The sequence below is a fragment of the Aeromonas popoffii genome, from assembly GCF_037818705.1.
Taxonomy (GTDB): domain Bacteria; phylum Pseudomonadota; class Gammaproteobacteria; order Enterobacterales; family Aeromonadaceae; genus Aeromonas; species Aeromonas popoffii.
This window is the reverse complement of sequence record NZ_CP149129.1, coordinates 2,470,304-2,496,615: the sequence shown is the minus strand read 5'-3', so window position 1 is coordinate 2,496,615 and position 26,312 is coordinate 2,470,304. Positions and strand designations below refer to the sequence as shown.

21 protein-coding genes and 1 tRNA gene are annotated in these 26,312 nt (G+C 56.1%); 8 read left to right on the top strand and 14 right to left on the bottom strand.

Features of this window, described 5'->3' with window-relative positions; genetic code table 11:
• Positions 1 to 4: 4 nt before the first annotated feature.
• From hypF to WJM78_RS11300, 12 genes are all read right to left on the bottom strand, one after another.
• A complete protein-coding gene (hypF, locus tag WJM78_RS11355) occupies positions 5 to 2,419 on the bottom strand; it encodes a carbamoyltransferase HypF (protein ID WP_339009283.1) in 2,415 nt (804 codons plus the stop codon).
• Complete coding sequence (gene selB / locus WJM78_RS11350; protein ID WP_339009282.1) at positions 2,416 to 4,350, bottom strand: selenocysteine-specific translation elongation factor; 1,935 nt, start codon at positions 4,348 to 4,350, stop codon at positions 2,416 to 2,418. Before selB ends, hypF begins: the two co-directional genes overlap by 4 nt.
• A gap of 4 nt (positions 4,351 to 4,354) precedes the next feature.
• A complete protein-coding gene (gene selA / locus WJM78_RS11345; protein WP_339009279.1) occupies positions 4,355 to 5,794 on the bottom strand; it encodes an L-seryl-tRNA(Sec) selenium transferase in 1,440 nt (479 codons plus the stop codon).
• A gap of 302 nt (positions 5,795 to 6,096) precedes the next feature.
• Positions 6,097 to 6,188 (bottom strand) — tRNA-Sec (locus WJM78_RS11340).
• 212 nt (positions 6,189 to 6,400) lie between these two features.
• The gene (gene hycI / locus WJM78_RS11335; RefSeq protein ID WP_212513347.1) at positions 6,401 to 6,892 is read right to left on the bottom strand and encodes a hydrogenase maturation peptidase HycI; all 492 of its coding nucleotides are present in this window, start codon (positions 6,890 to 6,892) and stop codon (positions 6,401 to 6,403) included.
• Complete coding sequence (locus tag WJM78_RS11330; RefSeq protein ID WP_339009276.1) at positions 6,892 to 7,305, bottom strand: formate hydrogenlyase maturation HycH family protein; 414 nt, start codon at positions 7,303 to 7,305, stop codon at positions 6,892 to 6,894. The genes hycI and WJM78_RS11330 overlap by 1 nt, the downstream gene beginning before the upstream one ends.
• Positions 7,298 to 8,113, bottom strand: a complete 816-nt coding sequence (locus WJM78_RS11325) for an NADH-quinone oxidoreductase subunit B family protein (RefSeq protein ID WP_212513349.1) — start codon at positions 8,111 to 8,113, stop codon at positions 7,298 to 7,300. Before WJM78_RS11325 ends, WJM78_RS11330 begins: the two co-directional genes overlap by 8 nt.
• Positions 8,113 to 8,691 (bottom strand): formate hydrogenlyase complex iron-sulfur subunit, encoded by a 579-nt coding sequence (locus WJM78_RS11320; protein ID WP_339009275.1) that lies wholly within the window; start codon positions 8,689 to 8,691, stop codon positions 8,113 to 8,115. Before WJM78_RS11320 ends, WJM78_RS11325 begins: the two co-directional genes overlap by 1 nt.
• A 9-nt stretch (positions 8,692 to 8,700) precedes the next feature.
• Positions 8,701 to 10,419 carry an NADH-quinone oxidoreductase subunit C gene (locus tag WJM78_RS11315; RefSeq protein ID WP_108536148.1) on the bottom strand — a complete coding sequence of 573 codons (1,719 nt, stop codon included), beginning with the start codon at positions 10,417 to 10,419 and terminating at the stop codon, positions 8,701 to 8,703.
• A gap of 64 nt (positions 10,420 to 10,483) precedes the next feature.
• Complete coding sequence (locus tag WJM78_RS11310) at positions 10,484 to 11,437, bottom strand: respiratory chain complex I subunit 1 family protein (RefSeq protein ID WP_339009272.1); 954 nt, start codon at positions 11,435 to 11,437, stop codon at positions 10,484 to 10,486.
• A 1-nt stretch (position 11,438) separates the two neighbouring features.
• Positions 11,439 to 13,322 carry a hydrogenase 4 subunit B gene (hyfB, locus tag WJM78_RS11305; protein ID WP_339009270.1) on the bottom strand — a complete coding sequence of 628 codons (1,884 nt, stop codon included), beginning with the start codon at positions 13,320 to 13,322 and terminating at the stop codon, positions 11,439 to 11,441.
• Positions 13,322 to 14,017 (bottom strand): 4Fe-4S dicluster domain-containing protein, encoded by a 696-nt coding sequence (locus WJM78_RS11300; RefSeq protein ID WP_339009269.1) that lies wholly within the window; start codon positions 14,015 to 14,017, stop codon positions 13,322 to 13,324. Before WJM78_RS11300 ends, hyfB begins: the two co-directional genes overlap by 1 nt.
• Before the next feature lie 1,027 nt (positions 14,018 to 15,044).
• On the opposite strand from WJM78_RS11300, the gene WJM78_RS11295 reads away from it, so the two are divergent.
• The 5 genes from WJM78_RS11295 to WJM78_RS11275 are packed head-to-tail and all read left to right on the top strand — an operon-like array spanning position 15,045 to position 19,810.
• Entirely contained in the window at positions 15,045 to 16,289 is a 1,245-nt protein-coding gene (locus WJM78_RS11295; RefSeq protein WP_339009268.1) for an aspartate aminotransferase family protein, read from the top strand.
• Positions 16,289 to 17,350, top strand: coding sequence for a zinc-dependent alcohol dehydrogenase (locus WJM78_RS11290; protein WP_339009267.1), 1,062 nt, complete (start codon positions 16,289 to 16,291; stop codon positions 17,348 to 17,350). Before WJM78_RS11295 ends, WJM78_RS11290 begins: the two co-directional genes overlap by 1 nt.
• 16 nt (positions 17,351 to 17,366) lie before the next feature.
• Positions 17,367 to 18,002 carry an HAD-IA family hydrolase gene (locus WJM78_RS11285; protein ID WP_339009266.1) on the top strand — a complete coding sequence of 212 codons (636 nt, stop codon included), beginning with the start codon at positions 17,367 to 17,369 and terminating at the stop codon, positions 18,000 to 18,002.
• Between the two features lie 44 nt (positions 18,003 to 18,046).
• Positions 18,047 to 19,192 carry an MFS transporter gene (locus WJM78_RS11280; protein WP_042034274.1) on the top strand — a complete coding sequence of 382 codons (1,146 nt, stop codon included), beginning with the start codon at positions 18,047 to 18,049 and terminating at the stop codon, positions 19,190 to 19,192.
• 33 nt (positions 19,193 to 19,225) lie between these two features.
• Entirely contained in the window at positions 19,226 to 19,810 is a 585-nt protein-coding gene (locus WJM78_RS11275) for a DUF1349 domain-containing protein (protein WP_042034272.1), read from the top strand.
• Between the two features lie 430 nt (positions 19,811 to 20,240).
• Here the strand turns inward: WJM78_RS11275 and WJM78_RS11270 are convergent, their stop codons facing one another.
• The gene (locus WJM78_RS11270; RefSeq protein WP_339009265.1) at positions 20,241 to 20,891 is read right to left on the bottom strand and encodes a hypothetical protein; all 651 of its coding nucleotides are present in this window, start codon (positions 20,889 to 20,891) and stop codon (positions 20,241 to 20,243) included.
• Positions 20,857 to 22,242: an AAA-like domain-containing protein gene (locus tag WJM78_RS11265; protein WP_339009263.1), complete on the bottom strand. Its 1,386-nt coding sequence runs from the start codon at positions 22,240 to 22,242 to the stop codon at positions 20,857 to 20,859. The genes WJM78_RS11270 and WJM78_RS11265 overlap by 35 nt, the downstream gene beginning before the upstream one ends.
• Positions 22,243 to 22,741: 499 nt before the next feature.
• On the opposite strand from WJM78_RS11265, the gene WJM78_RS11260 reads away from it, so the two are divergent.
• From WJM78_RS11260 to WJM78_RS11250, 3 genes are all read left to right on the top strand, one after another.
• Entirely contained in the window at positions 22,742 to 23,356 is a 615-nt protein-coding gene (locus WJM78_RS11260) for a 4Fe-4S dicluster domain-containing protein (protein ID WP_339009261.1), read from the top strand.
• A gap of 119 nt (positions 23,357 to 23,475) precedes the next feature.
• The gene (gene fdhF, locus WJM78_RS11255) at positions 23,476 to 25,620 is read left to right on the top strand and encodes a formate dehydrogenase subunit alpha (RefSeq protein WP_339009259.1); all 2,145 of its coding nucleotides are present in this window, start codon (positions 23,476 to 23,478) and stop codon (positions 25,618 to 25,620) included.
• Between the two features lie 100 nt (positions 25,621 to 25,720).
• Positions 25,721 to 26,119 (top strand): hypothetical protein, encoded by a 399-nt coding sequence (locus WJM78_RS11250; RefSeq protein WP_042034265.1) that lies wholly within the window; start codon positions 25,721 to 25,723, stop codon positions 26,117 to 26,119.
• Positions 26,120 to 26,312: the final 193 nt, after the last annotated feature.

Genomic DNA, 26,312 nt, shown 5'->3' with positions numbered 1-26,312 from the left:
GATTTCAGGACTCCGACAAGGTAGCACAACCGGCAGTGGCAGGCTGGTGCGTGGCAAGATGGTGGATGGCAAACCAGAGCTGACCGGCGGCGATGCCACCGTCATTGAGCGGCAGGGTTTCGCTGGTCAATACCTGCCGTCCGGTCGCTTCGAGAGCAGGCACCAGCTGGTCCATCAGTACCCGGTTTTGAAAGACGCCGCCCCCGAGCGCCACCGGATAACCGGGAAAACGCTCGGCCAGAGCAACAACCAGAGCGCTGACAGCGCGGATAAAACCAGCGGCCAGGCTGGCAGTGGAGGTGCCTTTGCGTTGTTCGTTGATAAGGGTATTGAGCAGTTCGGCCCATTCGATCTGCAGTGCCTCCCCTGTTGATTGACTCAGGCCAAAGGCGAGGGGGAAGGGCTGTTCATCGGGGGCGAGCTGCAAGGCGGCCGCCTCCAGCAGGAGTCCCGCTTCTCCCTCGTAATCCGGGGTATCGATCACCCCCAGCAGCGTCGCCACGGCATCGAACAGACGGCCGATAGAGCTGGTATAGGGGGTGTTGCGACCCAAGCGCCAGAGCTGGTGCAGGTTGTTGATCCGCTCTGCTGGCAGTTGCTTGATCGCCGGAATATCGAGGGCACTGATCTCCTCAGGGTTATGCGATTCAAACAGCAGCCCCAGCAGCTGGCGTACCGGCTCGCGGATGGCCGCCTCGCCGCCGATCAGTTTGAAGGGCGCGAGGTGGGCGACCCGCTCAAATCCCTGAACGTCTGCGATCAGCAGCTCGCCGCCCCAAAGGGTGCCGTCATCGCCAAGGCCGGTGCCGTCGAAGGTAAAACCCAGCACCGGGCCCGTGATGTCGTGCTCGGCCATCACCGCCATCAGGTGGGCGTGATGGTGCTGCACCTCGAGGTGGGTTGCCCCGTGATCGTGGCAATAGCTTTTGGCCCACTGATGGCTGAGGTAGCCCGGGTGGCAGTCCGACACCAGCAGCTCGGGCTTGAGATCGTAGAGATCGCGGAAGGTAGCCAGGGTCTGCTCGAAGTGACCCTGCATCGGCAGGCTGTGCAGATCGCCGATATAGGGGCTGTAGATTCGCTGGCGGCCGAAGGCGAGTGCCAGCTGGTTCTTCTGCTGCGCCCCGACCGCCAGCAGCGGCACCTTGACCGCCTGTTTCAGGCTGGGGGTGCAGGGGGCATAGCCACGGGCCAGCCGCAGGGTCTGGCGCCGTCCGCCCGCCCACTGCACCAGACTGTCGTCGCAGGGATGCAGGATGGGACGGTTGTGATCCAGGATGCCGTCGATCTCGTTGCCGAGTTCCCTGATCACCGCCTCGCACTCGATGAGGATCGGGCTGCCGCGACCATTGGCACTGGTGGCAACCAATGGCATGGCGCAGGCGTCCAGCAGCAGCTGGTGCAGCGGGGTATAGGGGAGCATGACCCCGAGATAGGGGATGCCGGGGGCTATCCCCTCGGCCAGCGGCGCGGCTGACTGTCGGGATCCTGAGAGCCGATCATCGTTAGTGCGCTTGCGCAGCAGGGTAATGGGTCTGGCTTGAGAGGCGAGCAGCTTCCACTCTGCCTCGCAGCCGGTGACATGCAATTTGGCCTCGGCTAGGGAGCCCATCATCACCGCCAGCGGCTTGCGCGCGCGCCGCTTGAGCTGGCGCAGCCGTGCCACGGCGGACTCGCTGCGCGCATCACATATCAGGTGATAGCCCCCCATCCCCTTGACCGCAATCAGGGCGCCCGCTTGTAGGGTGCGGGCGGCCGCTTGTAGCGCATCCTCGCGCTCGGCCAGGGCATCGCCGTGGCCGCTGCGCCAACTGAGATGGGGCCCGCACTCGGGGCAGCTCACCGGCTGGGCGTGATAGCGTCTGTCCAGCGGGTTTTCATAGGCCGCCGCGCAGCGCGGGCACATGGCAAAGCTCGCCATGGCGGTGTGGGGTCTGTCGTAGGGGAGGCGGCGGATGATGGTGTAGCGCGGGCCGCAGTGGGTGCAGTTGGTAAAGGGGTAGTGATGATGGCGATCAACGGGGTTGGCCACATCCGTGGCGCACGCCTCGCACATCCCCTGATCCGGCGAGATGGCGACTGTGGCGGCGCTCTGCTGCTGGCTCGCTTTAATTCGAAACTGGCCATGGAATTGGCCATCGTAGTCGGGATTATGGTCGGGGTCAGCATCTTGGGGAAGCTCCCGCTCACTGAAATGATCGATTCGGCTGAGCGGCGGTGCCAATTCCCGCAGTTCGCGGGCAAAGGTGGCTAGCTGCTCGGGGGAACCCTCGGCACCTACGGTGACGCCGTTGGCATCGTTCAAGACATAGCCGGTAAGGCCGTGGCGCAGTGCCAGCCCATAGACGAAGGGGCGAAAGCCGACCCCCTGCACTATGCCGTCCATATGAAATTCGCGGCGCAGTCGGGTGGCCGTCATGCCGGCTCCTGCTGCAAGGCATCTTGAGTCTGTGGCAAACGCAGCACCCGACGCTCATTCTCCTCGCGCCGCACCCAGCCATCCATCTCCATGCGCAGGCAGAACGGAATGGCGTATTTGCGCGACAAGCGGGTGATCTCCTTTAAGGATGCCATGTCGATCAGATCTCCCACCTGCTGGCCCGCCAGCACGGCGGCAACCATCTGGTTGTAAAGGGCGGTGTCGTAGTAGATGGGGCCATCGAGTTGCACCAGATACTGAAGCCTTGCCAGATTGCGCAGCTGCTTTTGCAACGCGCAGTTTTTTTGTAAACCATTGCGCAGCAAGCCCTGCTGCAGGGCTGCGGGCAGCTTGCGGGTGATAAAGGGATCCAGCGCCACGCCGCCGGGGCCCAGTTTACCGGGCTCGTAACCCTCCTTGCCTTGATCTCGCACCACCTTGAGTACCAGCTGCGCCTCTTCCCCCAGATCATCTTCCGACTCGCCGCTGCCCGGTTGCCACTTGTCATGGTGCAGGCGAACAAGCTGCTCGCTTTTGAGCTGCTGGAGCAGGGCTTGAATGACCGGCAGGGCGATGCCAAAGCGGGTCGCCAGCTCTGCGGCGCTCAGCGGTTCGCTGGCCAGCGTGGCGAGCAGCTGGTCGCGGCTCTGGGCCAGCCAGTGGTTATCAAGCAGCCAGTCAGCGAGGGGGGTGACCTGCGCAGGTTGCTGGTCAAAGCGGCTGGCCAGCACATAGCCGTTGAGCCCCAGCTGCAGGGTGGCGGGGTTGTAGCGATCCAGCGGATCTGGCAGCTCGCCCAGCAGGGCGTGCAGCGTCTTGCGTCTGGCAGGATGGATGTCGCCGCACCAGACGATGCGGGCGCCGTGCAACAGTTCGCTGCTGCCGTGGCGAATGATGGCAAGGGGCTGACCGAAGAAGCAGGGGATGGGGCTGGTAAAGATCAGCCGCGCCAGCCGGGTGTCCTTGATCGGCAGCTCGTTTATAGGTGCCTCTTTAATCGGCACAAAGCGCGCCCGGCCATGCCAACTGCCGAGGGCCACTTCCACCTCCTGCGTGCGTAGCGTCTTGGTGCTCAGGCTCTCGGCGTTGAGTCGCACGATCAGGTGAGTCGCCGCCTCGCACTGGCCTGTTGCGCTGGTAAGGCAATAGCCGCGAGTCACCTCCTTGTGGGGCACTTTTTTAAGGCCCACTGCCACCCGACAGACGGCGCCAATTTCCTCGACGCTCTGGTGATAAGCCTGCAGGGAGCGCACCTGCACCTCCCGATCGGCGGGGTAGAGGCGCAGCTTGTCCCCCACCTTGAGGCTGCCCTGCTGCAAGGTGCCGGTGAGCACTGTGCCGGTGCCGTTGGCGGTAAAGACCCTGTCTACATACAGTCGCGGGGCGGCCTGTTCGCGGAGGGCATGATGCTCGGCCATATCCCTCAACTGGCGCACAATGGCGGCGTGCAGGGCAGCCATATTGGCGCCGGTTTTGGCGCTGACGCTGACGATGTCGGGCACCATGCCGCTCTCGTCCATCACCCGTTCCAGCAGACTCTCTTCAAGGAGATCCAACTCGTCGGGGGAGACCAGATCGCACTTGTTGATGCAGACCAAGAGGCGCGGCACCCCCATCGCCTTGAGCAGGCGCAGGTGATCGCCGGTCATCGGCATCCACCCCTCGTCGGCGGCAATCACCAGCAGCACCAGATCCAGACTCCAGAGCCCCGCCACCATGTTGCGGATATAGCGTTCGTGGCCGGGCACATCGATGACGCCTATGGTGTTGCCCTGACCGTCGTCGAAGTGGGCAAAGCCGAGATCCTGGGTCATGCCGATGGCCTGCTCGTGGGCGCGGGCGGTGGTGATGCCGGTGAGGGCCTTGATCAGCAGGGTCTTGCCGTGATCCACGTGGCCGGCAAGGCCGATAACGGCGCGATAGGAGGTCATGGGATCAGGACTCCTCTGTTGCGTTGATCGAGGCAGGTAGCAGCAGCTCGTTAAGCTGGGCGATCAACAGATCCATCTCGGTCGGCAGCAGGGTCGCCATATTGAGCAGCACCTTCTGCTGGCGCACGGTGGCGATGACCGGCACCGGCAGTTCCCGCAGGGCATCGAGCAGCTGCTGGGCCGGGCGCGGGTCGGTGCATTCGAGCGCTGGCGCGGGGTAGAACTCGTCCGGCAAGGTGCCACCGCCCACCACCAGCTGGGCGGGAATGGGCACAAAACAGCCGGGCAGGGCGGCCATCAGCTGGGAGGCTCTCGCCTGCATGGCGGCAGGGTTGCTCAAGGTGCGCTGGGCAATCCCTTCGCCGACGGGGGATTTGTTGAGCTTGTGAATGAGCAGGCGCTCTAACAGGGAATAGACGATGCGGCTTGGGCGGAAGGTGCGCATCATGGGGTGTTTTTCCAGCCGCTTGATGAGGTCGCTGCGTCCGCTGATGATGCCCGATTGCGGGCCCCCCAGCAGCTTGTCGCCGGAGTAGCAGACCAGATCCGCCCCCGCCTTGATGTATTGGCGCACCGAGGTTTCATCCGGTGCAAACTCTTCGGTGGTCAAGCCCGAGCCCTGATCCACCGCCAGCACCACGTGCTCGGGCAGGGCGCGGGCCACCTCGCCAATATCGGGGGATTCGGTAAAGCCGCGAATGGCGAAATTGGATTTGTGCACCATCAGTACCAGCGCGGTCTGATCTGTGATGGCATCGAGGTAATCCCGGGCTGTGGTGATATTGGTGGTGCCCACCTCCACCAGTTTGGCGCCGGAGAGCGCCAGAATGTCGGGGATGCGAAAGCCGCCGCCAATCTGGATCTGCTCGCCCCGCGAGACGATCACCTCGCGCCCCTTGGCTATCTCCTGCAGCAGCAAAAAGAGGGAGGCGGCGTTGTTGTTGACCACCAGTGAATCCTCCGCCTGGGTGAGGCAGCCGAGCAGGGGGGCAATCAGCCCCTTGCGCCCGCCGCGCTTGCCGGTGGCGAGATCCAGCTCCAGATTGTTGTAACCGGTGTTGAGGTCGCGCACCTCGTCCCACAGATCGGCACTTAACGGCGAGCGCCCCAGATTGGTATGCACCAGGGTGCCGGTGGCGTTGATCACCCTAGTCTGACGCTGGCGCAGCTGCTGCTGGCAGCGCTTGGCAATCAGCGCCTCGATGTGCTCGGGGGCAACCCCGTGCTGGTGAAACGCCTCGCTCTGGCGCAGTTCGCTCAGGGTCTCGCGCACCGCCTGGGTCACCAGCGGGCGGCTCAGCGCATGGATATAGGTCGCGAGAAAGGGTTGCTGCAGCAGCTGTTCCACTTGCGGTAAGCGACGCTGTGGCAGTGAATCGTCGGCAGTCGGACGTGCTTCGGACTGGCTGTGGGCGAGGGCTGGCGCATGAGATGGGTTCGGCATGGGATTACCAGGGCAGTGCGTGGGTTTGACATGCACACCGGTCGCCGATAGAGAGGCCGAGCTGACGGGTTATTTCAGTGCTGGCGGTTTGCGGATTGTTGCAAACATAGTGCATAAATAAATGGTCTATTTATGCTGATAAATTAATAGTTGGCCAGAGCAATAACCTGTGTTCGGATTATATTGGCAAGCGGCAAGCACCTTCTTTAAAGGTATTGCTTCAAACATATTGAACAAGCGATTAAAAGTAGCATTCAGGCCAATAAACATCAGCGAGATGACATTTGCTCAATATATGAAATTGGCGGAAGAGGCAGGAATCGAACCTGCCAAAGCCTTCTCGGCTCACATCGGTTTTGAAGACCGAGGAGGCCACCAGACCCCATCAACTTCCACTATGGACGCTATTTTGTGGCAATTTTTTGTGACTGGCAACGCTTTTTTATCATAAAAAAGCGAGAGTTAGCGGTTTTTTGAAAAATCAAAAGAACCTTGTTTTATATCAAGTTCAGCACGATTAACCCGATGTTTTTAATTTAACACCGGGTGTTTATCACATTGCCAAAGCAGTCAGTCAATAACGGGCGTTAACAGGCCTGTGCATAGTCATCGCTCGGCGTTGGTAATATTCCACTGGTCCAGCCGCGCTATTAATAAGCGGGTGTCCTTGGCGGCATCAAGATGTTGATAAAGATAATCCATCGCTTCGCTCACCATCTCGGTCATCGGGAAGGAGAAGGCGACGATGGCCGGTTGCACCCCGACAAAGATCACCTCGGGAACAAAGGTCTTGAGCTCGTCGATCAGGAAATTGAGCGGCATGTTGTGGGTCGAGAAGATAAACATCTCGGCGATGGTGTCGGGGGGGATCACCTGCAAGGTGCCCGCCTTCTCGCCGATCTCGGCGGCATCCACCAGCACCACCCGCGCCGGTTGCAGCTCCCGCACCTTGTAGACCGCATTTTCCGGCGCGATGCCGCCGTCAATATGGATCCAGCCGGGCAGGGGGGCGGCTTGCAGTTTGTCCGCCAGCCAAGGGCCGGCACCGTCGTCCCCCATCATGGCATTGCCCACGGTCAACACGAGATTGCAGCCCATCAGCGGCTCCTTACCATCAGGTACATATGGGGATCGTTATAGAGGGCGGTGAGCTGATCCATAAAGGTGTTGGTCCAGCTCAGCAGCTGCTCATCGAGCACGCCTTCGGCTTTACGCAGCCGGTCGAAGGCACAGGCCAGCATATGGCAGTGCTCGCGATAGATGGTGATCTCGCCAAAGGTGAGAAACCCCTCCATCTTGCGGCGCGCCTCGCTGCCTACGGGTAGCTTGGCCACCCAGTCGCGATAACCCGCCAGCGGGCAGACCAGATCGGCGCTCAGGCAATCGACAATACCGAGGTGGTGGCCGATGGCGAGGCTGTAGTAGATCACCTCCTTGGCTTCTTCCGGTACGTCAAACTGCTCGTCCACAAACTTGCGGGAGAGACGGTAAAAGTAAACCTGGTCAGCCATGCACTGCCTCTCCCTTACCTGCCGCCCGGTTAAGGCAGGCGCCCGCCAGGTTGTTGACGATCTCCGACAGGCGCGGGTCGTCATGTTGATCGAGATAGCTTTGGATGCGCAGATCCACATCCTGCTGGGTCGCCCCTTCGAGCAGGGCCATAAACTCATCGGCGATGATCTGTCCCTGACGATAACCGGCCATGCGGCGCGCTTCACGCTCGATCATCACCCGAATTTCATTGGGGATGCCAGTGTGGCGCAGCTCCACCCGCGCCCCCGGTTGCACCTCGTGGCTGGTGGCTTTGAGTTTTTGCTCAAGCAGGCCGAGCGCCACCGCAAAGCCGTAGATGGTGGCCGCCGGCGTGGGCGGGCAGCCCGGAATATAGACATCCACCGGCACGATCTTGTCGGTGCCGCCCCAGACGCAGTAGAGATCGTGGAAGATGCCGCCATCGCAGCCGCAGGCGCCGTAGGCGATGCAGATCTTGGGATCGGGGGCTGCCTCATAGGCGCGCAGGGCAGGGACTCGCATCGCCCGGGTCACAGCGCCGGTAAAGAGCAGGATGTCGGCGTGACGGGGGGAGGCGACCACCTTGATGCCGAAGCGCTCGGCATCGAACAGCGGGGTGATGGTGGCGAAGATCTCTATTTCGCAGGCGTTGCAGCCGCCGCAATCGACCCGATAGACATAGGCCGAGCGGCGGATGTCTTTGAGCAGGGTTTTTTTAAGTTTGGTGATCTCGGGATCCTGTGCCAGTGGCACGGCGCGGGTATGGGCATGGCCGACAACCGGTTCTATGCCTTTGATCTTGCTCATCACATCCACTCCTGTTGTGCGGCTATCGGTGTGGCCATCGGTGTGGTCATGGCCGAGTCAGGCTGGCTCAGCATGCTCTGTTTTCGTTTGCAGTCGGGGCAGTGGTGCAGTCGCTCTGGCGGCGCTAGCGGCTTGGCATCGCGAGCGAGCGGCGTACCTGCCTGCTTGAGGGTGTCCTCCACCAGCGCCACCAGTTTGCTCGGGGCAAAGTAGGTGCCGCACAGGGTGCAGGGGGCCAGCGCGAAGCGGGCCTCCTCATAGAGATCGGCCTTGTTGGTCACCGCCAGCTCGAACTCGGGGGAGAGGGCGATGGCGCGGGTCGGGCACACCTCTTCGCAGCGGCCGCAGAAGATGCAGCGCGCCATGGAGAGCTCCCAGCGCCGCTCGCCGGTCTCCATGTCCACTTCCATCACCAGCGCATTGGCCGGGCAGGCCTTGGTGCAGGCGGCGCAGGCGATGCACTGATCCGCCTGATAGTTCGGTTTGCCGCGAAAATCCCGGTTCACCTCATAGGGGGCGAAGGGGTACTTGGCGGTCGGTGTGCCCGCCTGGAGTATGGTCTTGAACAACTTGATCATGATGACCCCTTATTTCAGCGGAGAGTTTTTGCGGTCGATACCGTAGCGCTCGATCTCCTTGTAGGAGACCACGGTGGACTTGCCCTTCTTGGGGTCGACCAGGGTGACCCGATCGGTACAGGAGTAGCAGGGATCCAGACTGCCGATAATGAGCGGCGCATCGGCGACGGTATTGCCACGCAGCATGTAGCGCAGGGCGGGCCAGTTGGCGTAGGTGGCGGCGCGGCAGCGCCAGCGGAACAGCTTCTGGTTATCCCCGGTCATGCTCCAGTGGACGTTCTCGCCACGGGGCGCTTCGGTAAAGCCCAGCGCAAACTTGCCCGGCTGATAGGTGAACCCTTCGGTCAAAAGCGGCCCTTCCGGCAGGTGCTCAAGGCCAAACTCAATCATGTCGAGGGAGTCGTAGAGCTCGTGGATGCGCACCAGCACCCGGGACTGCACGTCGCAACCCGCCAGCGTCTGGATCTCCATCGGCAGTTCGCGATAGGCGGCAAAGTCGTGGACCCGGCGCACATCGCGTTTGAAGCCGCTGGCCCGCACCATGGGGCCGACACAGCTGAAATCGCGGGCGATTTGCGGGTCGAGGCGGCCTATCCCCACCAGACGGGAGGTGATGTTGGCGGTGTCGAGCAGCATGGCCACCAGGGGTTTGAGCTCATCACGCAGTTCCCGCACCAGCTGGGCACCCTTGATGCGATCTTCCTTGAAGATGTCGCGGCGCACCCCGCCAATCAGGTTGAGGCCGTAGGTCTTGCGTGCGCCGGTCAGCAGCTCGGCCAGGGTCATGGACTTTTCCCGCACCCGGAAGAACTGCATAAAGCCGGTGTCGAAGCCGGTGAAGTGGCTCGACAGGCCGATGTTGAGGATGTGGCTGTGCAGGCGCTCCACCTCCAGCAGCACGGCGCGGATCATCTTGGCCCGCTCGGGCACCTTAATGCCCATGGCGTTCTCTACCGAGGTGGTGTAAGCGACGCTGTGGGTAAAGCCGCAGATGCCGCAGACCCGGTCGGTCAGAAACGCCACTTCGTTGTAGCCCATGCGGGTTTCTGCCAGCTTCTCCATGCCGCGATGGACATAGAAGAGGCGGTAGTCGGCGTCGATGATGTCTTCCCCATCGACAAACAGACGAAAATGTCCCGGCTCGTCCGAGGTGATGTGCAGCGGGCCGACCGGCACGATGCGGTTGGCCTCATTGCCCAGCTCATTGACGAAGGGGTAGGTCTCGGTGTCGGTGGTGGGCATGGGGCGCTGGCGGTAATCCATGGCGTCTTTGCGCAGCGGGTGTATATCTTCGGGCCAGTCATCCGGCAGCACCAGACGGCGTTCGTCCGGCAGACCGACGGCGCGCAGGCCGTACATGTCGCGGATCTCCCGCTCGCCCCACACCGCCGCCGGTATGGTCGGGGTGATGGAGGGGTACTCCTGTTCAATGGCGTTGACCAGCACCCGGACTGTGATCCAGCTCTTGGTCTCGCCCTCCATGGAGAAGACGTGGTAGACGGCGAAGTGGCCGTTGAGGCTGCGCTCGTCATTGGCAAACGAAACCGAGAGCCAGCCCCCCTGCTTGTGGAAGATCAGGCTGGTGAGGGCCACCAGGCTGGTGGGCTTGACGGTCAGGGTGGCCTGATCGGCGGTCTGCCACTGCTCGTCGATGATGGCGTGGGGCAGTTGCGCTCGCAGTTGCTGGATATAGTCGCAACCGATGCGATCCGAAATGGCGATGGTCATGCAGTTCTCACTTTATGTTCTGGAATGAGCAATCGGAAAAAGAGGAGGTAAAGGCCGTCATGGCTCACACCCCGACCAGATAGGCAAGCAGCGCCAGCAGGGCCAGCCCCAAGCCATAGCGGGTGAGCTTGTGGGTGCGCACGAATTGGGTGCGGGCCATGGCATTTTCGATAATGCCCGCCAGCCCAAAGGCCACCAGCAGCTTGCAGAGCAGGATCAGGGTTGCCAGTGCCAGTGCGGGCAGGCTCCAGCTCGCCGCCTTGCCGAAGGGGAGGAAGATCACCAAAAAGAGCTGCACCACCACCAGTTGTTTGAGGCCGATGCCGAGCTTGAGCAGCGCCAGTCCCGCGCCTGAGTATTCGGTGAGCGGCCCTTCCTGCAACTCCTGCTCTGCTTCGGCGCAGTCAAAGGGCAGCTTGCCCATCTCCACGAACACCGCAAAGGCGCAGGCGGCCCCGGCCAACAGGGTTGCGATGGGCGCAGCCAGCGGCTGGGTGGCCACATAGCTGCTGATGTTGCCCAGATCCGAGCTGCCCACCATCATCGCCATGATGAAGCAGGCGAGCATCAGAATAGGCTCCACCAGAATGCCCAGCGTCAGCTCGCGGCGGGCACCTATCCCTGCAAACATGCTGCCGCTGTCGAGCCCCGCCAGGGAGAAGAAGAAGCGGAAGATGGCGAACAGGTAGATATCGGTGATGAGATCCCCGGCGATGGGAAAGGGAGACTTGTGGGTCAGGGTAGGTAGCGCCATCGCCACCAGCATCAAGGCGGCGATGAGCAGTGCAGGCATCAGGTTGAAGAGGATGCCGGCAGGCTCCGGGGTGACCTCCTGACGGCGCAGTAGCTTCCCGATATCGCGGTAATCCTGCAGCGGACCAGGCCCCTGACGGGAGTGCATTTTTGCCCGCAGCACCCGGTTGAACCCGGTGGCCAGCGGCGCCAGCGCCAGCATGGCGATGGCCTGGGTCAGGGCGAGGGCCACCATGCCCCAGCTCGGCATTTCAAGAACAGGCATATCAGACTCCTACAGCCATCAGGATAAAGAACGCCAGCACAAGGCCGTGCAAGAGCCAGCCAGCGGCAGAGGACGACGCACTCACCCCATGCAGCGCAGTGGCCAGATCGAGCAGGGGCTGTTTGCGATAGAGGGGGGCGCAGAGCTGGCGCAGGGTATGGGTGACACCACCGGAGGTGAGGCTCATGCGCTCCTCGTAGGCGTAACCACAGGCCCACGGCGTGCCAGCGTGACGACGACCGAGCTTGGGTCCCTTGAACAGCGCCACGACCAGCAGCGGGATCAGGAAGAGGCCAAAGAGGGTGATGGCAATCACGGGCGGTGAGAGGATCGCCTGAGAGCTGTCGAGCGGTAGCAGGGTCGCACCGGTGGCAACGCTCATCTGGCCCGTGACGTGAGCGGAGACGAGGGCCTGACCGTAGCCACTGACAAAGGGGGCAATCCAGGGGGCGCCCAGACCCAGCACCAGACAGGCTGCGGCCAGCAGCAGGGTGCCTGCCACCATGGCATGGGGCACTTCGCGGGCCTGACTCGCTTTTTCGCTGCGCGGTGCACCGCAAAAGCAGATGCCGTAGACCTTGACGAAACACATCACCGCCATGGCGCCAGTCACTGCCAGCATCACCACTGCCAGTGGGGCCACCACAGAGGTGCCGAGCCTGGTCATGGAAAGGAGCGCCTGATAGATAAACCACTCGCTGACAAAGCCATTGAGCGGCGGCAGCGCCGAGATGGCCATGGCGCCGATAAGGAACGCCAGCGCAGTCCAGGGCATCAGCTTGGCAAGGCCCCCCATCTTGTCCATGTCACGGGTGTGCAGGCGGAACATCACAGAGCCGGTGCCCATAAAGAGCAGGCTCTTGAAGATGGCGTGGTTGAGCAGGTGATAGAGGGCACCGAGCAGCCCCAGCACCACCAGTGCCGGTTGCTGGTTGGCGATGCCAGTCATGCCGATCCCCATCCCCATCAGGATGATGCCGATGTTCTCGACCGTGTGGTAGGCGAGCAGCCGCTTGAGATCGTGCTCGGCGAGCGCGAACAGCACCCCGAGCACTGCCGAGCAGGCACCGAAGATCAGCACCATGTAACCCCACCAGAGCTGGCTGGCGCCGAGAAAATCGATGCTGACCCGCAAAATGCCGAACAGCCCGAGCTTCACCATGACGCCAGACATCAGCGCCGAGATATGGGAGGGGGCGACGGGCTCGGCCACCGGCAGCCAGCCGTGCAGCGGCACGAAACCGGCGCGCAGGCCAAAGCCGCAGAAGCTGAGCAGGAACACCAAGGATGCCAAGCCGCCCGCCAGATGGTGCTCACGAAGGGCTGCGAACTCCAGCGAGCCTGACTCGCGGCAGAGCAGCCAGAAGGCTACCAGCACCAGCGCCATGCCGATATGGTTCATCACCAGGTAAAGGCGGCTCTGTTTGGCTGCCTCCGGGTTGGTTTTGACCAGCCAGTAGGTGGTGAGGGTCACCAGCTCGTAGCAGAGCAAAAAGCCCAATGCGTTGTCGGCCAGCACCATGCCCACCATGGCGAACAGGAAGAGGTTCATCAGCACGCCAATGGCCACATCCCCCTTGCCCTGATATTCGCGAATATAGGCAAAGGAGTAGAGGGAGACGGCGACGCCCACGAGCGTTATTACCAGCAGCATCAGGGCAGAGAGCATATCCAGATGCACCGAGCCCAGCAGCCAGAGTTGACCGTCGATAGGTGCGTCTTGGGCCAGGGCCTTGATGGCGGCAACCACACCGGCCAGCGAACCCAACAGGGCAAAGCCGCTATTGAGGCGGTTGGCCAAAGAGGCGTACGTTTGCAGCAGCAGACCGGCCACGGCGCCCAATAGGAAGAGCACAAGGGTGCCCATAACAAGCGGGGACAACATCAGCAGGATCCCTCAGTGAGTGAAGCGTCGGATGAAACAGGCGTCGCCGTGGCGGTTGAGCAAGCTGAGGTCGCGCAAGCAGACGCCGAGAATGCGGGCGCACCTTGTGGGTGGGCATTGGCCGCTTGCAGGCGGCGATCGCGGGCGGCGTTGGCACAGGCAGTGTCGTTGACGATAGAGAGCGCCTGGGAGGGGCAGGCCTCGATGCAGGCGGGGCCATCGGCGCGGAACTCACACAGATCGCATTTGACTGCGATGCTGCGCACGCCGGGCTCCCAGCTCAGCAGATCTGAACCAAAGCAGCGCAGACCGGCGGAGGTAGAGGGGTTGCTGGAGCGGATGGAGCAGGGGATATAGGTGTCGTAGCTATTGGCCATGGCCACCGGACGGCTGCCACCGCTCTGGATGGCACCGAACGGGCAGGCTACGGCGCAGAGGTTACAGCCGATGCAGAGCGACTCGTTGAGCTGCACGCTGTCGTCGGTCTGGCAGATAGCCTCGACCGGACACACCTTGATGCAGGGGGCCTCTTCACAGTGACGGCACTGAACCGGCATGGTCGCCTGCTCGTGTCGCATGACGGTTAAACGGGGGGCTTGCTGTAAACCTTGCGCCTTGTGCACCGTGCTGCAGGCCGCCATACAGGTGCCACAGCCAATACACAGCTTGGGGTCAGCGATAACGAAGCGGTTCATAGCCTACCTTGTCGTGTCGCGAACGGAGAGAATAGGGGCAAGATGGCAAAATGCGGGCCAGATTGGTCCGGATCGTGAAATTGATTCCAAGATGCTGTTTTAAATAGGGTTTAAATTTAGCATTGCGCCGTAATAAGGACGCGGCACTGTGTCGACATCTGACGTTCGTCATTTGTGACGAAGGGAGAGGAGGGCTCGTCACAATAAGGTGCACACCTGAAACATTAATATCTTAATTGTCATTTAATGGATTAAAACAGAACACTCTCCGCTGTTAGACTCTCAATGAGGAGGTCACGCTTAAGAAGTAGCTAAAAATGAAATAAATAACTATTAAATTGTTATATCAAAGTTAGAGAGTTTGTTTTTTTCAACTATGATGAAATTTAAATCTGATTTTAAAGTTTTTAATTGTCATTCATGACCCAATGAAATCGCTTTCTCGGGGCTCATTGGAAACTATTTGGTGACATGTGAATCTGTATGGGATATTAGTATTATTAGTGTTTTTGGGCATCGATTATTTGTGTCTGCAATGTTGGTCATTTTTTAAAGTGGCAGCTGAAGATCAATCTTTGATGGGTTTCAGTTCCTGCTGATGCTTGATTGAACCGGTCACTTTCCTCTCGGATGTTTATTGTTCAAGATGCTTGGTATTTGGATGGGGTGTGATATGTAACATAGACGCTTAATCACTGAGTGTGTCTGTAGAGTGATGTATGTTATTTAACAAAATCATCAGTATTAATTACGCTGGCCAATACTTTAGCTGATGCAATTGTTAATTATTGCATGTCTTGGCTGTGTGCGTTTTAATAAGCGCCGACTCTTCATACACTGTGCTTTATTCTGTAACGTTCAGCACGCTTGCTCGTGTAATAACTGCTGATTTAATTATTCGGCAGGGGAAAACCACGTCCAATTTTTTATGCAAATAATGGCCGGGCCTAGTCTGGTTTATCTGCATATAAATAGAGTGCTGTGGTAAATGTGATGCTTGTATGTAAGCAAACTAAGGAGTGTATAAATGGAAGACTTTTTCACAAAAAACATGTCGCGTTATCGTGGTGATGGTCCATATCTGTATGTCGATGATGTCAAGAATATAGACGCGGCATCTGGAACATTCAATCTTCCGCTTGGCTATACCCATCCGCGACTGGCCAATAAACTGAAGAAGCAAATAGACAGATGCGCTCACCTTAGTTCTGCTTACACATGGGAAATGTCGCAACACATACTTAAAAAACTGCGTAAGCATACACCACCCGCAATAGATAGAATCTGGTTGCGTGATGTGTCTGGCTCTGGTGCAGTTGAATGTGCAATCAGAATGGCACAAAAATATACAAAGCGTTCGGGTGTCATATCACTTTATTTGTCACATCATGGACAATCTCTCGCTACCGCCCAGATTTCAGGCAATGCATTCCGTATCAAGAATTTCAACATCAACATAGCGGGTTCATTAAAAATACCTACCCCGCCAAGTATCATGGCGATGAATGCTGATGATACCTCTTTGGCGAGTTACCCTGATCTGGATGAAATGCTGCAGTTAGGTTCCAACGATAATATAGCATGCCTTATTATCGAGCCGATTATGGGTAATGGTGGAAATATCGTTATCCCGCAAGAGTTTTACCGGTCTCTCAGAGAGTTCTGCCATAAAAATGGCATTGTTATTATTGCTGATGAAGTTCAGACGGGGTTTGGCCGTACCGGAACATTTTTTGCCTCTAATGGTTATGCAAAAGAGCTGGACCCGGACATCATAGTATTTGCCAAAGGTGCTGGTGGTATTGGGATCCCGACTGCCGGGGTATTGATGAAACCAGAGCTTGATGTATTGGAATCTTTTGAACACTCCAGCACGTCAGGGGCCAACCCACTCTCCCTGGTGGCGCTTAATGAGGTCATTGACATCATTGAGGACGAGGCGATTCTGGCAAACGTGACAGAGAATGAAGAATTTTTGCGTGATAGTTTATTGTCTCTGCAGAGCAAATACCGTGATATTTCAGGTGTTCGCGGATTAGGCTACATGTTTGGCTTTGACACACCATCAGCAGAATATGCAGCCAAGGCAATAGAAATTGCTGCCAGTCGTGGCTTGATTATCCGTGGTGCGCGTTATGGAAAAAGCCGGGCGTTAAAAGTTCGTCCACCCTTGATTTGTACCCGTCAACATTTGGCTGAAATTATTTTAAAGCTGGATGAAACATTTTCTGTAATGAGCAAAGTTCATTCATTAGTGAAGGAAGTCGCATAATGCTGGCACTCAAATATTCAAAGTCGTGGCAAGTCGATGTAGTGAAGGTAAACGATCTTGCTTGTCTTGAGGCGGATGACGTTGTGGTCGATATTGCGGTATGCGGTATTTGTGGGACTGATGTTGGCATCATCAGTGGCGCATATCCGGTCGCCGTGCCGGGCACCACGCTGGGTCATGAGACCAGTGGCGTTGTGACCCGGATTGGTCAGAGAGTGACAAGGCTCAAGGTTGGGGATCGTGTTGTGGTTAACCCGACTTATGCCTGTGGCGAGTGCAGGATGTGCCAGACGGGTAATCCCAACCACTGCGAACAAAAAATGGGGACCGAAGCCGGTGTGTCCTATGATGGCGCTTTTGCTCATCAGTATCGCGCCAAAGAGGCTTTTCTACGCAAACTGGATGACCACGTCAGTATGGAAGCCGCTTCTCTGACCGAACCCCTGAGCTGTACCATTACCGGTGTCGATAAGCTGGCGATTACCCACACCAATATTCGGGCCGCCGTGGTCGGGGCAGGACCAATGGGGATGCTCTATCTGTGGGTTTTGTATCATCAAGGCCTCAAACCCTTCCTGGTGGAAAACAATCCGGGCCGTAGCGAGTTCGCCAGGGAATGCCTGCCGCCATCGACCATGTTATATAGTGATTTCGAGCAGGCACTGGAACAGGAATACGGCAGTAAACAGAGTCAGATCGACTTGTGTGTCGATACGACTGGCCAACTTACCGAGCTTGTTTTCTCCCATTTGGCTCCGGGTGGGAAACTACTGAATGTGGCGTTGAAAGACAAACATGCCAAATTGGATGTGTTGAAAATTGCAGATAAAAGTCTGTCTGTCATTGGATCCATCGACTCCTTGAATAACAGTTTTGAGCGGGCCTACGTGATGATCCGGGATGGTGACATTCCAGTGGCAAAGCTGATCAGTCATGTGTTCGATTTTTCAGATTATCAGGCAGCCTTCAAAACAGTTGGCTGTGATATTGCCAATAAGACAATGACGCCATTTTTTACGCCGAACTGTAAGGTGCTGGTGCGTCTGTCAGATATAAAATAACGGTTAGAGAAACATCATGCAGCCCATTACGGTTATATTTGATATTGATGGCGTCATCGTTGACAGTGAACAACTTCACTTTGATGTATTACGCCATTTGGCTCCAGACCATGCCTGTTACTATCAGCCTCAGCAATTGATTGGCTTAAGTTTGGAAGAGACGCTTGAACATATAAAAGTCCCGCAGGCGCTTCAATCAGACATTGTTTCAAAAACAATTTCCACCTATAAGGAAAAGTTAAACGAGGCATATCTTCGCCCGGGTGTCGTGATTTTGACGGCGGCCTTGCAAAAGTTAAATATCAAGTTTGGATTTGTCTCTACCGCCCCCAGAGATATCTGCTTGGCCAATATCGCATTACTCGGCCTAACAGAGACGCCTGTGCTGATTTCTGGTGATGATGTGGCACGAACCAAGCCGCATCCAGACCCCTATCTGGCCATGCTGGCGTTATTGAATACGTCTGCGGAAAAGGTGGTGGTGATCGAAGATACCGATCTTGGCGTGCTGGCAGCAATACGTGCCGGGATTGAACATGTATATGCCTGGCCACATGCGTTATCTGATCAACAACACTATAAAAATGCTGTCGCCATCATTGAACGATTAAGCGACATTGATGCTTTTAAATCGTTTTACCCCGCAGTCTGATCTCTTGCTCCCTGAATACAGGGAGCTGTTTTAGGAAGTTCATTATGTCAGAGTTAGCCATACCGCTTTTTATCCAGCAACCCGTACAGGCAACGCGAAAAGCATTCTTTATTGCAGGTTTCAGTCTGGCCACATGGGCCCCGCTTATCCCACTCGTAAAAGAACGTTTGCAAGTCGAGAATGGCACCATGGGGGCGATATTGCTGGCCTTTGGTCTCGGTTCACTGCTGATGATGCCACTATCAGGGATGCTGGCGTCACGCTATGGCTGCAGACGTGTTTTTACCTCGGCGTTATTGGTTGTACTGCTCACCTTGCCGGCACTGGTTGTGTTGGATCAGGTTTTGCCAATTGCGATAGCGTTATTCATATTTGGGGCAGGAATAGGCGCCATGGATGTGGTGGTCAATATTCATGCCGTCATCACTGAAAAACGTGCGAACAAGCCCATCATGTCAGGCTTCCATGCTCTGTTCAGTCTGGGCGGCATTACCGGGGCAGGGGTGGTCAGTGCGCTATTGGCGCTCGGCGTCTCGTCGCTGAACGTCGTTTTTATGGTGCAATTTTTTCTGGTGCTGTTAATCCTGTCGGCCTGGCAGGGATTGCTCAATGAATCGGAACAACGTGATACGCCATTTTTTGTGTTGCCACATGGCAGTGTCATCATTTTGGGCGCCCTGTGCTTTATTGCCTACATCATGGAAGGGGCGATGCTCGACTGGAGTGGCATACTGTTGCTGGGTCAGCCAAATGTTAATGCCAATCAAGCCGGGGTCGGTTATACCCTGTTTGCCGTGACCATGACGATTGGCCGATTTACCGGTGATCGTGTGATCGCCATGTTTGGCCATAAACGAGTGTTTGTATCCAGTGCAATATTGGCGACCGGTGGATTTACCATATTGGTGCTCAGTACCTCTCTCTGGATGCTGGCGTGTGCCTTTTTGTTGATTGGTCTCGGGCTGGCCAACGTCGCCCCCATGTTATTTACCGCCTCTGGTCGCCAGAAGGCCATGCCAGATGCGCTGGCGGTGGCTGCGGTGTCAACGATGGGGTACTCAGGTATTCTGATTGGGCCGGCCATCATAGGGGGGCTTGCTCACATCTTCTCTTTAATTGGTGCGTTTACCTGCGTAACCTTGCTCTCTTGCGCACTGTTTCTCAGTTATCGCAAGGTACAGCTTGATTGAGGCCCCGCCTATATTGCTAAGGAAGCGAATTCGATGAAATGCGACACAAAGAAATGGTATTGGCTCAACGAGCCAGCCACCTGGCACTTGAACGAAGGTAAATTGCAGGTGGTGACCGACCACAAGAGTGATTTTTGGCAAACGACCTGGTACGACTTTCAGCGCCACTCTGGCCATGTTTATGGCTGTGAAGTGGAGGGCGATTTTACGTTTCAAGTGTGCGTCGAAGGTGACTACACCACGCTATATGACCAGGCTGGCCTGATGTTGATTCAGAACGAGCAGCACTGGTTAAAAGCAGGCATTGAGTTCAATGATGCGCAACCCATGATAGGGAGTGTATTAACCAACCCTTGCTCTGACTGGGCAACGGGCGTGTTTACAGGCCATGCAGGCCGCTTCTGGCTGCGCTTGACGTTAGCCAATGGCGCTTTGCGGTTGCAGTATTCCTGCGATGGTGAGCATTGGCCCTTGTTGCGCCTCTGTCCCTTCTCGGCGGCATCATGCAACTTTATCGGCATCATGTGCTGTACGCCGGAGCGTGAAGGGTTGGCGGTGACCTTCTCTGATATGCGTCTTTCCCCTCCGCTTGGCAAAGCACTGCACGATCTGAGCTAGTCAGGGCAGGGCGCTGTCACCATAACAGCGCAGTGCGGTGCATTGGCATCTGCCATTGCACCGCCATTGCTGATAGCTGGCCGCGTAATAAATGACACCAGCCAGCCCATCCGCCCCACTTCTGCCAAGCCGTCAGTGACTGCCGTGCCAGTATGGTGACTTTTGTCACGGCGGGCGCCCCGCCAATATCCACCTGCGAGCCTGGCTTATCACCCGGTTGGGCAGGATCTCGAACAGATCCGGCGCGCACTATCAGGAAAACCGTGATAAATAATCACACTTGCAAGGTGAGTATGATGATTAAAGGAGAGAGGATATATACGTAGGGTGCAATGAACGAAGTGAATTGCACCACTAATTAAATGCGTAAGAGTAGAGGTGCAATACGCTGTGCTTATTAAACTCTACGACACTATAATTATGAGTTTACTCAAACCCAATCATCAATAACACACTCCAGTTTGTTAAAATATATTCTTAATTGTTGAAAATCATCACTTGAAATTGATTTTGCATGAGCATCAGGACGGCCAAAATTATTTATGTCCTCCAGCATTACAATTAGTTTTGTTTTTTCCATTTCAAAAATATTGCTGAAATTCTCCCAGGTTCTTTTTAATATGTTTATGAGTTCAAGGAAAAATAAAGGTGATGAGTCCCTATCTAACAAATCAGAAATATCAAGGTTCTGTAAATGAGTTCTTCTTGCTTCTGGTACCGAAGCTATGATTGCTGCTTTAGCTTTTTGTGTCCCCATGGATATCTTCAGAGAATTTCTTATTAATATACGAAGACCTTTTTCAATTCTATTTCTTCGCAATGATACCTCTTGAACTTTTTCTTCATCCGTTAAATTTATTTTTTCATGTTTATGTTTTTTTCGAAGTAACTCCGAAACTTCTTCAAGATTGAAAAAGAACCCGGAATCGCTACTTTGTATTAACCCATATCCTTCTAAATGTAAAGTCTGACTGACATGCTCATTTGCGAATGAATTAAAAGTAGATATATCACCTTGTGCTAACATGCAAAGCATGTCATATTCGTCAGGATACCACTCTGATAGCACTTGAATCATCATTATCGAGATAATCTCGTGAGTGTTTTCTGAACTCGCCCTTGGCTTTCTGATATATAGCTTTATCAATGAAGAATGGCCTTTCAGACTTTGCCAGTCTATTAATGTGACTACACGCTTGCCTAATTAAAAATGGATGGCCACCATAATCCTCAGTAAGTTTGGCTGAAATAAGAGAATCGAACTTTAGCCCCATGTAATCGCCAAGTTTAGTGACCATCTGATGCACTTGTTCCGATGTAAATGGTGGGACATATTGACTAGGTATTGACGCATATATTGGGTTGTCATGATTGAGTAGGGTTGGTGATTCAATACAGCTTGGGTTTGTACCAACTAGCATATAGCAAAATATATGGGGATGTTTTTGATAAAATCCTCTCATAGTTTGCCAGAAATATATGAAATCTTCGTGTTCTCTCCAGTGTATTGATGAGCCTGTCTTTGGTGAAATACGCTCTATCTCATCGAATATAAATAATGTGCTAGATTTCTTTTTTGAATTATATATTTTTTGAATGTCATTTTCGAAACTATCTGCTGCATTTTTAGAGTCGTACCGTCCTGTTGTATCTATTTTTACTTTGGAACTCTTTGTTTTGTGGTATTGCAAAACAAGTCGTTCAAGTAGTTCATTCCAGCGAAGCCCATGAATAGATGGGCTTTCACAATCTAGTGAGACAACACAGTCATTATTTGATTCTAAGCGTCTTTGGATTGCGTAAACGATAGAGGTTTTTCCACTTTTCCTAAGGCCAAAAAGACTTGTATGCTCTCCAGATTGATATCTGCTAACTATTTCATTTATTAAGTTTGAACGTCCAAAAAAGTAAGTGTCTTTTTTAAGTGGAGATAAGAAAGAAAATAAATCTCTAGAGTAGAAATGTTTTCGTATTCTATTCTCAAGGGTTTTAGTTGCTTCCGTTCCACTCATTTCATTATATGTGATAGGTATGATTATTTGATGCTCTGGGTCCGCCTTTAGTAATCCCTCAACTTTTTCCTCTACATCATCTGCACGACTTATTAAAATTGCACATACTGTTTCTGCCCGCATTTTTGGTAGGCGGCGATATACTTGTTCAAAAAAGTCCAAAGACCTAGGTTCAAAATTAGCATAGTTACTTAATACACAAACAACCTCGCGTTCAATATTAAACATTTCAGAAGTTTTTTGTGTAGGTTTCATCAAAAAGTAGTTATATGTTGATTGTGCGACTTTAAGCGATTCACCTGAACTGGTTAGATACCATTTTTGAGAAAGGGAATTAAGGATTTTCTTTTCCTCAGAATTAAATCGTTCTAGCAAAAATTGTTTGTGAAATCCTGGGTTTGTAACTGTTTTATCCAGCATAAAAATCCTATAGCTGTTGTTATGAATGTATTCAGTGTTCGTTAGCAATGAATAAAATCGCCTCTAATGGAAAAGGTTGCCAACTGAGGCATGCTATCCAATTGGGTAGGAGGTAAAAAGGGCGATCGGAGTAAAATCTGTCCGAGATCAACAAATCACTTATTGATTGGTTGTTATTTGTTCGGTTGGCATGAAAGGGTAGGGTAATACGCCTTTGTCAGCCAGTGTCGAGCTCGTCACTTTTGTCGTGTCGACCTCGTTCTGCGGGGCTGTCGTCATCGTCACTGGCCTGATATTCTCCGCCCAATATTCTGATTACCCCTTTATTTTCAGTGGCTTGTGAATTTTATTTCGCTCATGTCCGTTTTTGGTCTGATAAATGCTCGGTGAGTAGGTCGGCTGCGTCGCCGGTGTGTGAGTGTGGGCCCCCCGGGGCTGGCACCTGGGCGCGCCGGGCGATGCCAGTGCGGCAGTAACGAACCATTTAGGATCCCTCTCTATGAACAGCTTCGTGATTGCAGATCCCAGTCTCTGTATTGGGTGTCGTACCTGTGAGGTGGCCTGCGCCGTGTCACACCAGTCAAGCTCCGGCAGCGGGACCCTTGAGCGGGAGGGGGGCCTGCAGCTTGCCATTGAGGATGGACATCTGGTCTCCAAAGACAGCTATTTCCAGCCGCGGCTGAAGGTGATCGTGGGCAGCAAGGTGACCACGCCTGTGCTCTGCCGCCAGTGTGAAGACAAGCCGTGCGCCCTGGCCTGCCCCAACCATGCCATCGTGACCGAAGATGGTTGCGTCAAGGTGTTGCAGGCGCGCTGTATCGGCTGCAAATCCTGCGTGGTGGCCTGTCCTTACGGTGCCATGGCTGTGGTGGTGAAAGAGGTGGCGCCCGCTGCCGGTGCGCTGTTCAAGCGCCCGCAGACCAAGGCGCAAGCCTTGAAGTGCGATCTCTGCCGTCACCGTGACGCGGGCCCGGCCTGTGTCGAGGTGTGCCCGACCCAGGCGCTGCGTTTGGTGACCCCGGCATCGCTCGGCGAGATGAATCGCCAGAAGCAACTGGCCAGTGCCGAGGCGATGGGGGCCTGCCAGCGCCAGCCGGTGTTGGCACAGGGATAACGCATCGGGATGGCGTGCGCAGCCCCTTGCTGACTGACGCTTGCGCCCCTGTGCTGTCTACCCCTGACCAGCCATTTTCGTTAAAGGCCTTTTACCGTTAACAAACAAGAGTGTGAGTCATGAAAAAAGTCATTACTGTCTGCCCCTATTGCGGCACCGGTTGCAAGATCAACCTGCTGGTTGAAAACGACAAGGTGGTGGGGGCCGAAGGCGCCAACGGCCGGACCAACGAGGGGCAGCTCTGCCTCAAGGGTTATTACGGTTGGGATTTCTTGAACGACACCAACCTGCTGACCCCCCGTCTCAAGAGCCCGATGATCCGCCGCGAGCGCGGTGGCAAGCTCGAATCCGTCTCCTGGGATGAGGCGATCGACTTTGCCAGCAGCCGTCTGGCGGCCATCAAGGCGACCTACGGTGCCGACGCCATCATGACCACCGGCTCGGCCCGTGGCCCGGGTAACGAAGCCAACTATGTGATGCAAAAATTTTCCCGCGCAGTGCTGGGAACGAACAACGTCGACCACTGCGCGAGGGTGTGACACGCACCCTCAGTCTCCGGTCTGGAGACAACGGTAGGCAACGGCGCCATGAGCAACGCCATTCCCGAAATTCAAGAGACCAAGTGCCTGCTGGTGTTTGGTTACAATGCTGCTGATTCTCACCCCATCGTCGCCCGCCATATCCTCAAGGCGAAGGCGAACGGGGCCAAGGTGATTGTGTGTGATCCCCGCATGGTGGAGACCGCCCGCATCGCCGATCAGTGGCTGCCGCTCAAAAACGGTTCCAACATGGCGCTGGTTAACGCCTTTGCCAACGTGTTGATCAGTGAAGGGCTCTACAACAAAGCGTTCGTCGCCAACTACACCGAAGGGTTCGACACCTTCAAGGCCACGGTCGCCAAGTACACCCCGGAATATGTGGAGGGGATCACTGGCCTCAAAGCCGCCGATATCCGCGCCGCCATTCGCACCTATGCCGCGTCGCCTGCCTCCATGATCCTGTGGGGCATGGGGGTGACCCAATACGGTCAGGCAGTGGATGTGGTCAAGGGGCTGGCAGGGCTTGCGCTGCTGACCGGCAACTTCGGTCGCCGTGGCACCGGTTGCGGTCCGGTGCGCGGGCAGAACAACGTGCAGGGCACCTGCGACATGGGGATGCTGCCGCATCAGTTCCCGGGTTATCAGTCGGTGAGCGATCCGGCCATCAGCGCCAAGTTTGCCAAGGCGTGGGGCGTGCCGTCTCTTTCCCAAAAGCCCGGCTACCGGTTGACGGAGCTGAGTCACAAGGTGGAGGAGGGCAAGTGCAAGGCCTTCTATATCTTTGGCGAAGATCCGGCGCAGACCGAGGCTGATCTGGCCCAGTTCCGCCGCACCTTGGGCGGCATGGATCTGGTGATTGTGCAGGATATCTTCATGACCCAGACCGCCGAGATGGCGGATGTGATCCTGCCCGCCACCAGTTGGGGCGAGCACGAGGGGGTTTACAGCTCGGCAGATCGTGGCTTCCAGCGCTTCTACAAGGCGGTGACTCCGCCACAGAACGTGAAACCGGACTGGGCTATTTTCTCGCTGATGGCCACCGCCATGGGGTATCCCATGGAGTACCAGAACACGCAAGAGATCTGGGACGAGATGCGCGCCCTTTGCCCGCTCTATGCCGGGGTCAGCTACGACAAGATAGCGGATCTCAAGAGCGTGCAGTGGCCGTGCCCGACCGAGGATCACCCGGGCACCAGCACCCTGTTCGAGGGAAATGTGTTCACTACCCCGAGCGGCAAGGGCCAGCTGATTGCCTCCGAGTGGCGGGCGCCGCTGGAGCAGCCTTGCGCCGAGTATCCGCTGGTGCTCTCTACCGTGCGGGAGGTCGGGCACTACTCCTGCCGCTCCATGACCGGCAACTGTTCGGCGCTGCAAACCCTGGCCGATGAGCCGGGCTATGTGCAGATCCACCCGAGCGATGCGCAAAAGCTCGGGGTGAAGGATCAGGCGCTGGTATGGATCTCGTCGCGGCGCGGCAAGGTGATCACCCGGGCCAACTACAACGAGCGGGTCAACGCCGGTGTGGTCTACATGACCTACCAGTGGTGGATCGGGGCGTGCAACGAGCTGACCATAGAGCACCTTGATCCTGTCTCCTACACCCCCGAGTACAAGTACTGCGCGGTGAAAATCGAGCGCATTGAAGGTCAGGCTGAGGCGGAGGTGTACGTCCAGACCGAGTACAGCGCGCTCAAGGCGAAATTGCGCAGCGCAGTCAAAGGTTAGTCCGGCGACAACAGGGTCATCCTGCATAAATAAGGTGTTCCCGACTTATATGGTTGAGTCGGGTCCCCTTTTATTGCCACCATTTGATGGGAATTGAATGATGCACAGCGAAATTAGCCGATTATTCGGACTTTTCTATATTGGCACCTATCTGGCGGCGATATTGATTGGCATGGGCTGCTATATGTGGCACGACGAGATGATATTTCTGCTCGGCTTCGGTTTCTTCGGCTGTTTTATGGCGGCACGGCTCGCCATGGGCAGCGTATTGGCCGCCCTGAGTGTGCCGGTGGCCTGGCTCATCGCCTTTGTCTCCACCACCCTGATCAACTGCCTGCTATTGGGGGCGGTCACCCTGCTGGTTTACCTCACTCACCAGAGCGTCACCGCCGAGCTTGCCGACAACGCCAGCTGGCTGCTGATGGCCTTCCAGAGCCTGTCGGCCCTCTTTATCTTCGGCGGGTTGAAGTGCTGCCACAGTCGGCTTATCAGCTCGTGACTCGCCACCAACGAGGGCCGGGATCCGGCTGCAGGGGCCGCGATGGGTAGATCTGACAGTTGACGACAGCCGTTTTATCGGCCGCCATAATGCGGATCAAGGTTTGGTGTCATCACTGGCTAAATATGGCCATCAGATATATTAAATCGGATTGTAATGAAATTAGTGCTCATCTATGATAAGTCGCCGTTCC

Excerpts from the sequence above, each read along its gene's own strand:
- WJM78_RS11275 (WP_042034272.1), top strand. The coding sequence starts at position 19,226 with ATGAAATGCGACACAAAGAAATGGTATTGGCTCAACGAGCCAGCCACC.
- WJM78_RS11320 (WP_339009275.1), bottom strand. The coding sequence starts at position 8,691 with ATGATCAAGTTGTTCAAGACCATACTCCAGGCGGGCACACCGACCGCC.
- WJM78_RS11290 (WP_339009267.1), top strand. The coding sequence starts at position 16,289 with ATGCTGGCACTCAAATATTCAAAGTCGTGGCAAGTCGATGTAGTGAAG.
- WJM78_RS11250 (WP_042034265.1), top strand. The coding sequence starts at position 25,721 with ATGCACAGCGAAATTAGCCGATTATTCGGACTTTTCTATATTGGCACC.
- WJM78_RS11285 (WP_339009266.1), top strand. The coding sequence starts at position 17,367 with ATGCAGCCCATTACGGTTATATTTGATATTGATGGCGTCATCGTTGAC.
- hyfB (WP_339009270.1), bottom strand. The coding sequence starts at position 13,322 with ATGTTGTCCCCGCTTGTTATGGGCACCCTTGTGCTCTTCCTATTGGGC.
- WJM78_RS11330 (WP_339009276.1), bottom strand. The coding sequence starts at position 7,305 with ATGGCTGACCAGGTTTACTTTTACCGTCTCTCCCGCAAGTTTGTGGAC.
- hypF (WP_339009283.1), bottom strand. The coding sequence starts at position 2,419 with ATGACGGCCACCCGACTGCGCCGCGAATTTCATATGGACGGCATAGTG.
- WJM78_RS11325 (WP_212513349.1), bottom strand. The coding sequence starts at position 8,113 with ATGAGCAAGATCAAAGGCATAGAACCGGTTGTCGGCCATGCCCATACC.
- WJM78_RS11315 (WP_108536148.1), bottom strand. The coding sequence starts at position 10,419 with ATGACCATCGCCATTTCGGATCGCATCGGTTGCGACTATATCCAGCAA.
- selB (WP_339009282.1), bottom strand. The coding sequence starts at position 4,350 with ATGACCTCCTATCGCGCCGTTATCGGCCTTGCCGGCCACGTGGATCAC.
- WJM78_RS11260 (WP_339009261.1), top strand. The coding sequence starts at position 22,742 with ATGAACAGCTTCGTGATTGCAGATCCCAGTCTCTGTATTGGGTGTCGT.
- WJM78_RS11280 (WP_042034274.1), top strand. The coding sequence starts at position 18,047 with ATGTCAGAGTTAGCCATACCGCTTTTTATCCAGCAACCCGTACAGGCA.
- WJM78_RS11295 (WP_339009268.1), top strand. The coding sequence starts at position 15,045 with ATGGAAGACTTTTTCACAAAAAACATGTCGCGTTATCGTGGTGATGGT.
- WJM78_RS11265 (WP_339009263.1), bottom strand. The coding sequence starts at position 22,242 with ATGCTGGATAAAACAGTTACAAACCCAGGATTTCACAAACAATTTTTG.
- WJM78_RS11270 (WP_339009265.1), bottom strand. The coding sequence starts at position 20,891 with ATGATGATTCAAGTGCTATCAGAGTGGTATCCTGACGAATATGACATG.
- selA (WP_339009279.1), bottom strand. The coding sequence starts at position 5,794 with ATGCCGAACCCATCTCATGCGCCAGCCCTCGCCCACAGCCAGTCCGAA.
- WJM78_RS11300 (WP_339009269.1), bottom strand. The coding sequence starts at position 14,017 with ATGAACCGCTTCGTTATCGCTGACCCCAAGCTGTGTATTGGCTGTGGC.
- WJM78_RS11310 (WP_339009272.1), bottom strand. The coding sequence starts at position 11,437 with ATGCCTGTTCTTGAAATGCCGAGCTGGGGCATGGTGGCCCTCGCCCTG.
- hycI (WP_212513347.1), bottom strand. The coding sequence starts at position 6,892 with ATGGGCTGCAATCTCGTGTTGACCGTGGGCAATGCCATGATGGGGGAC.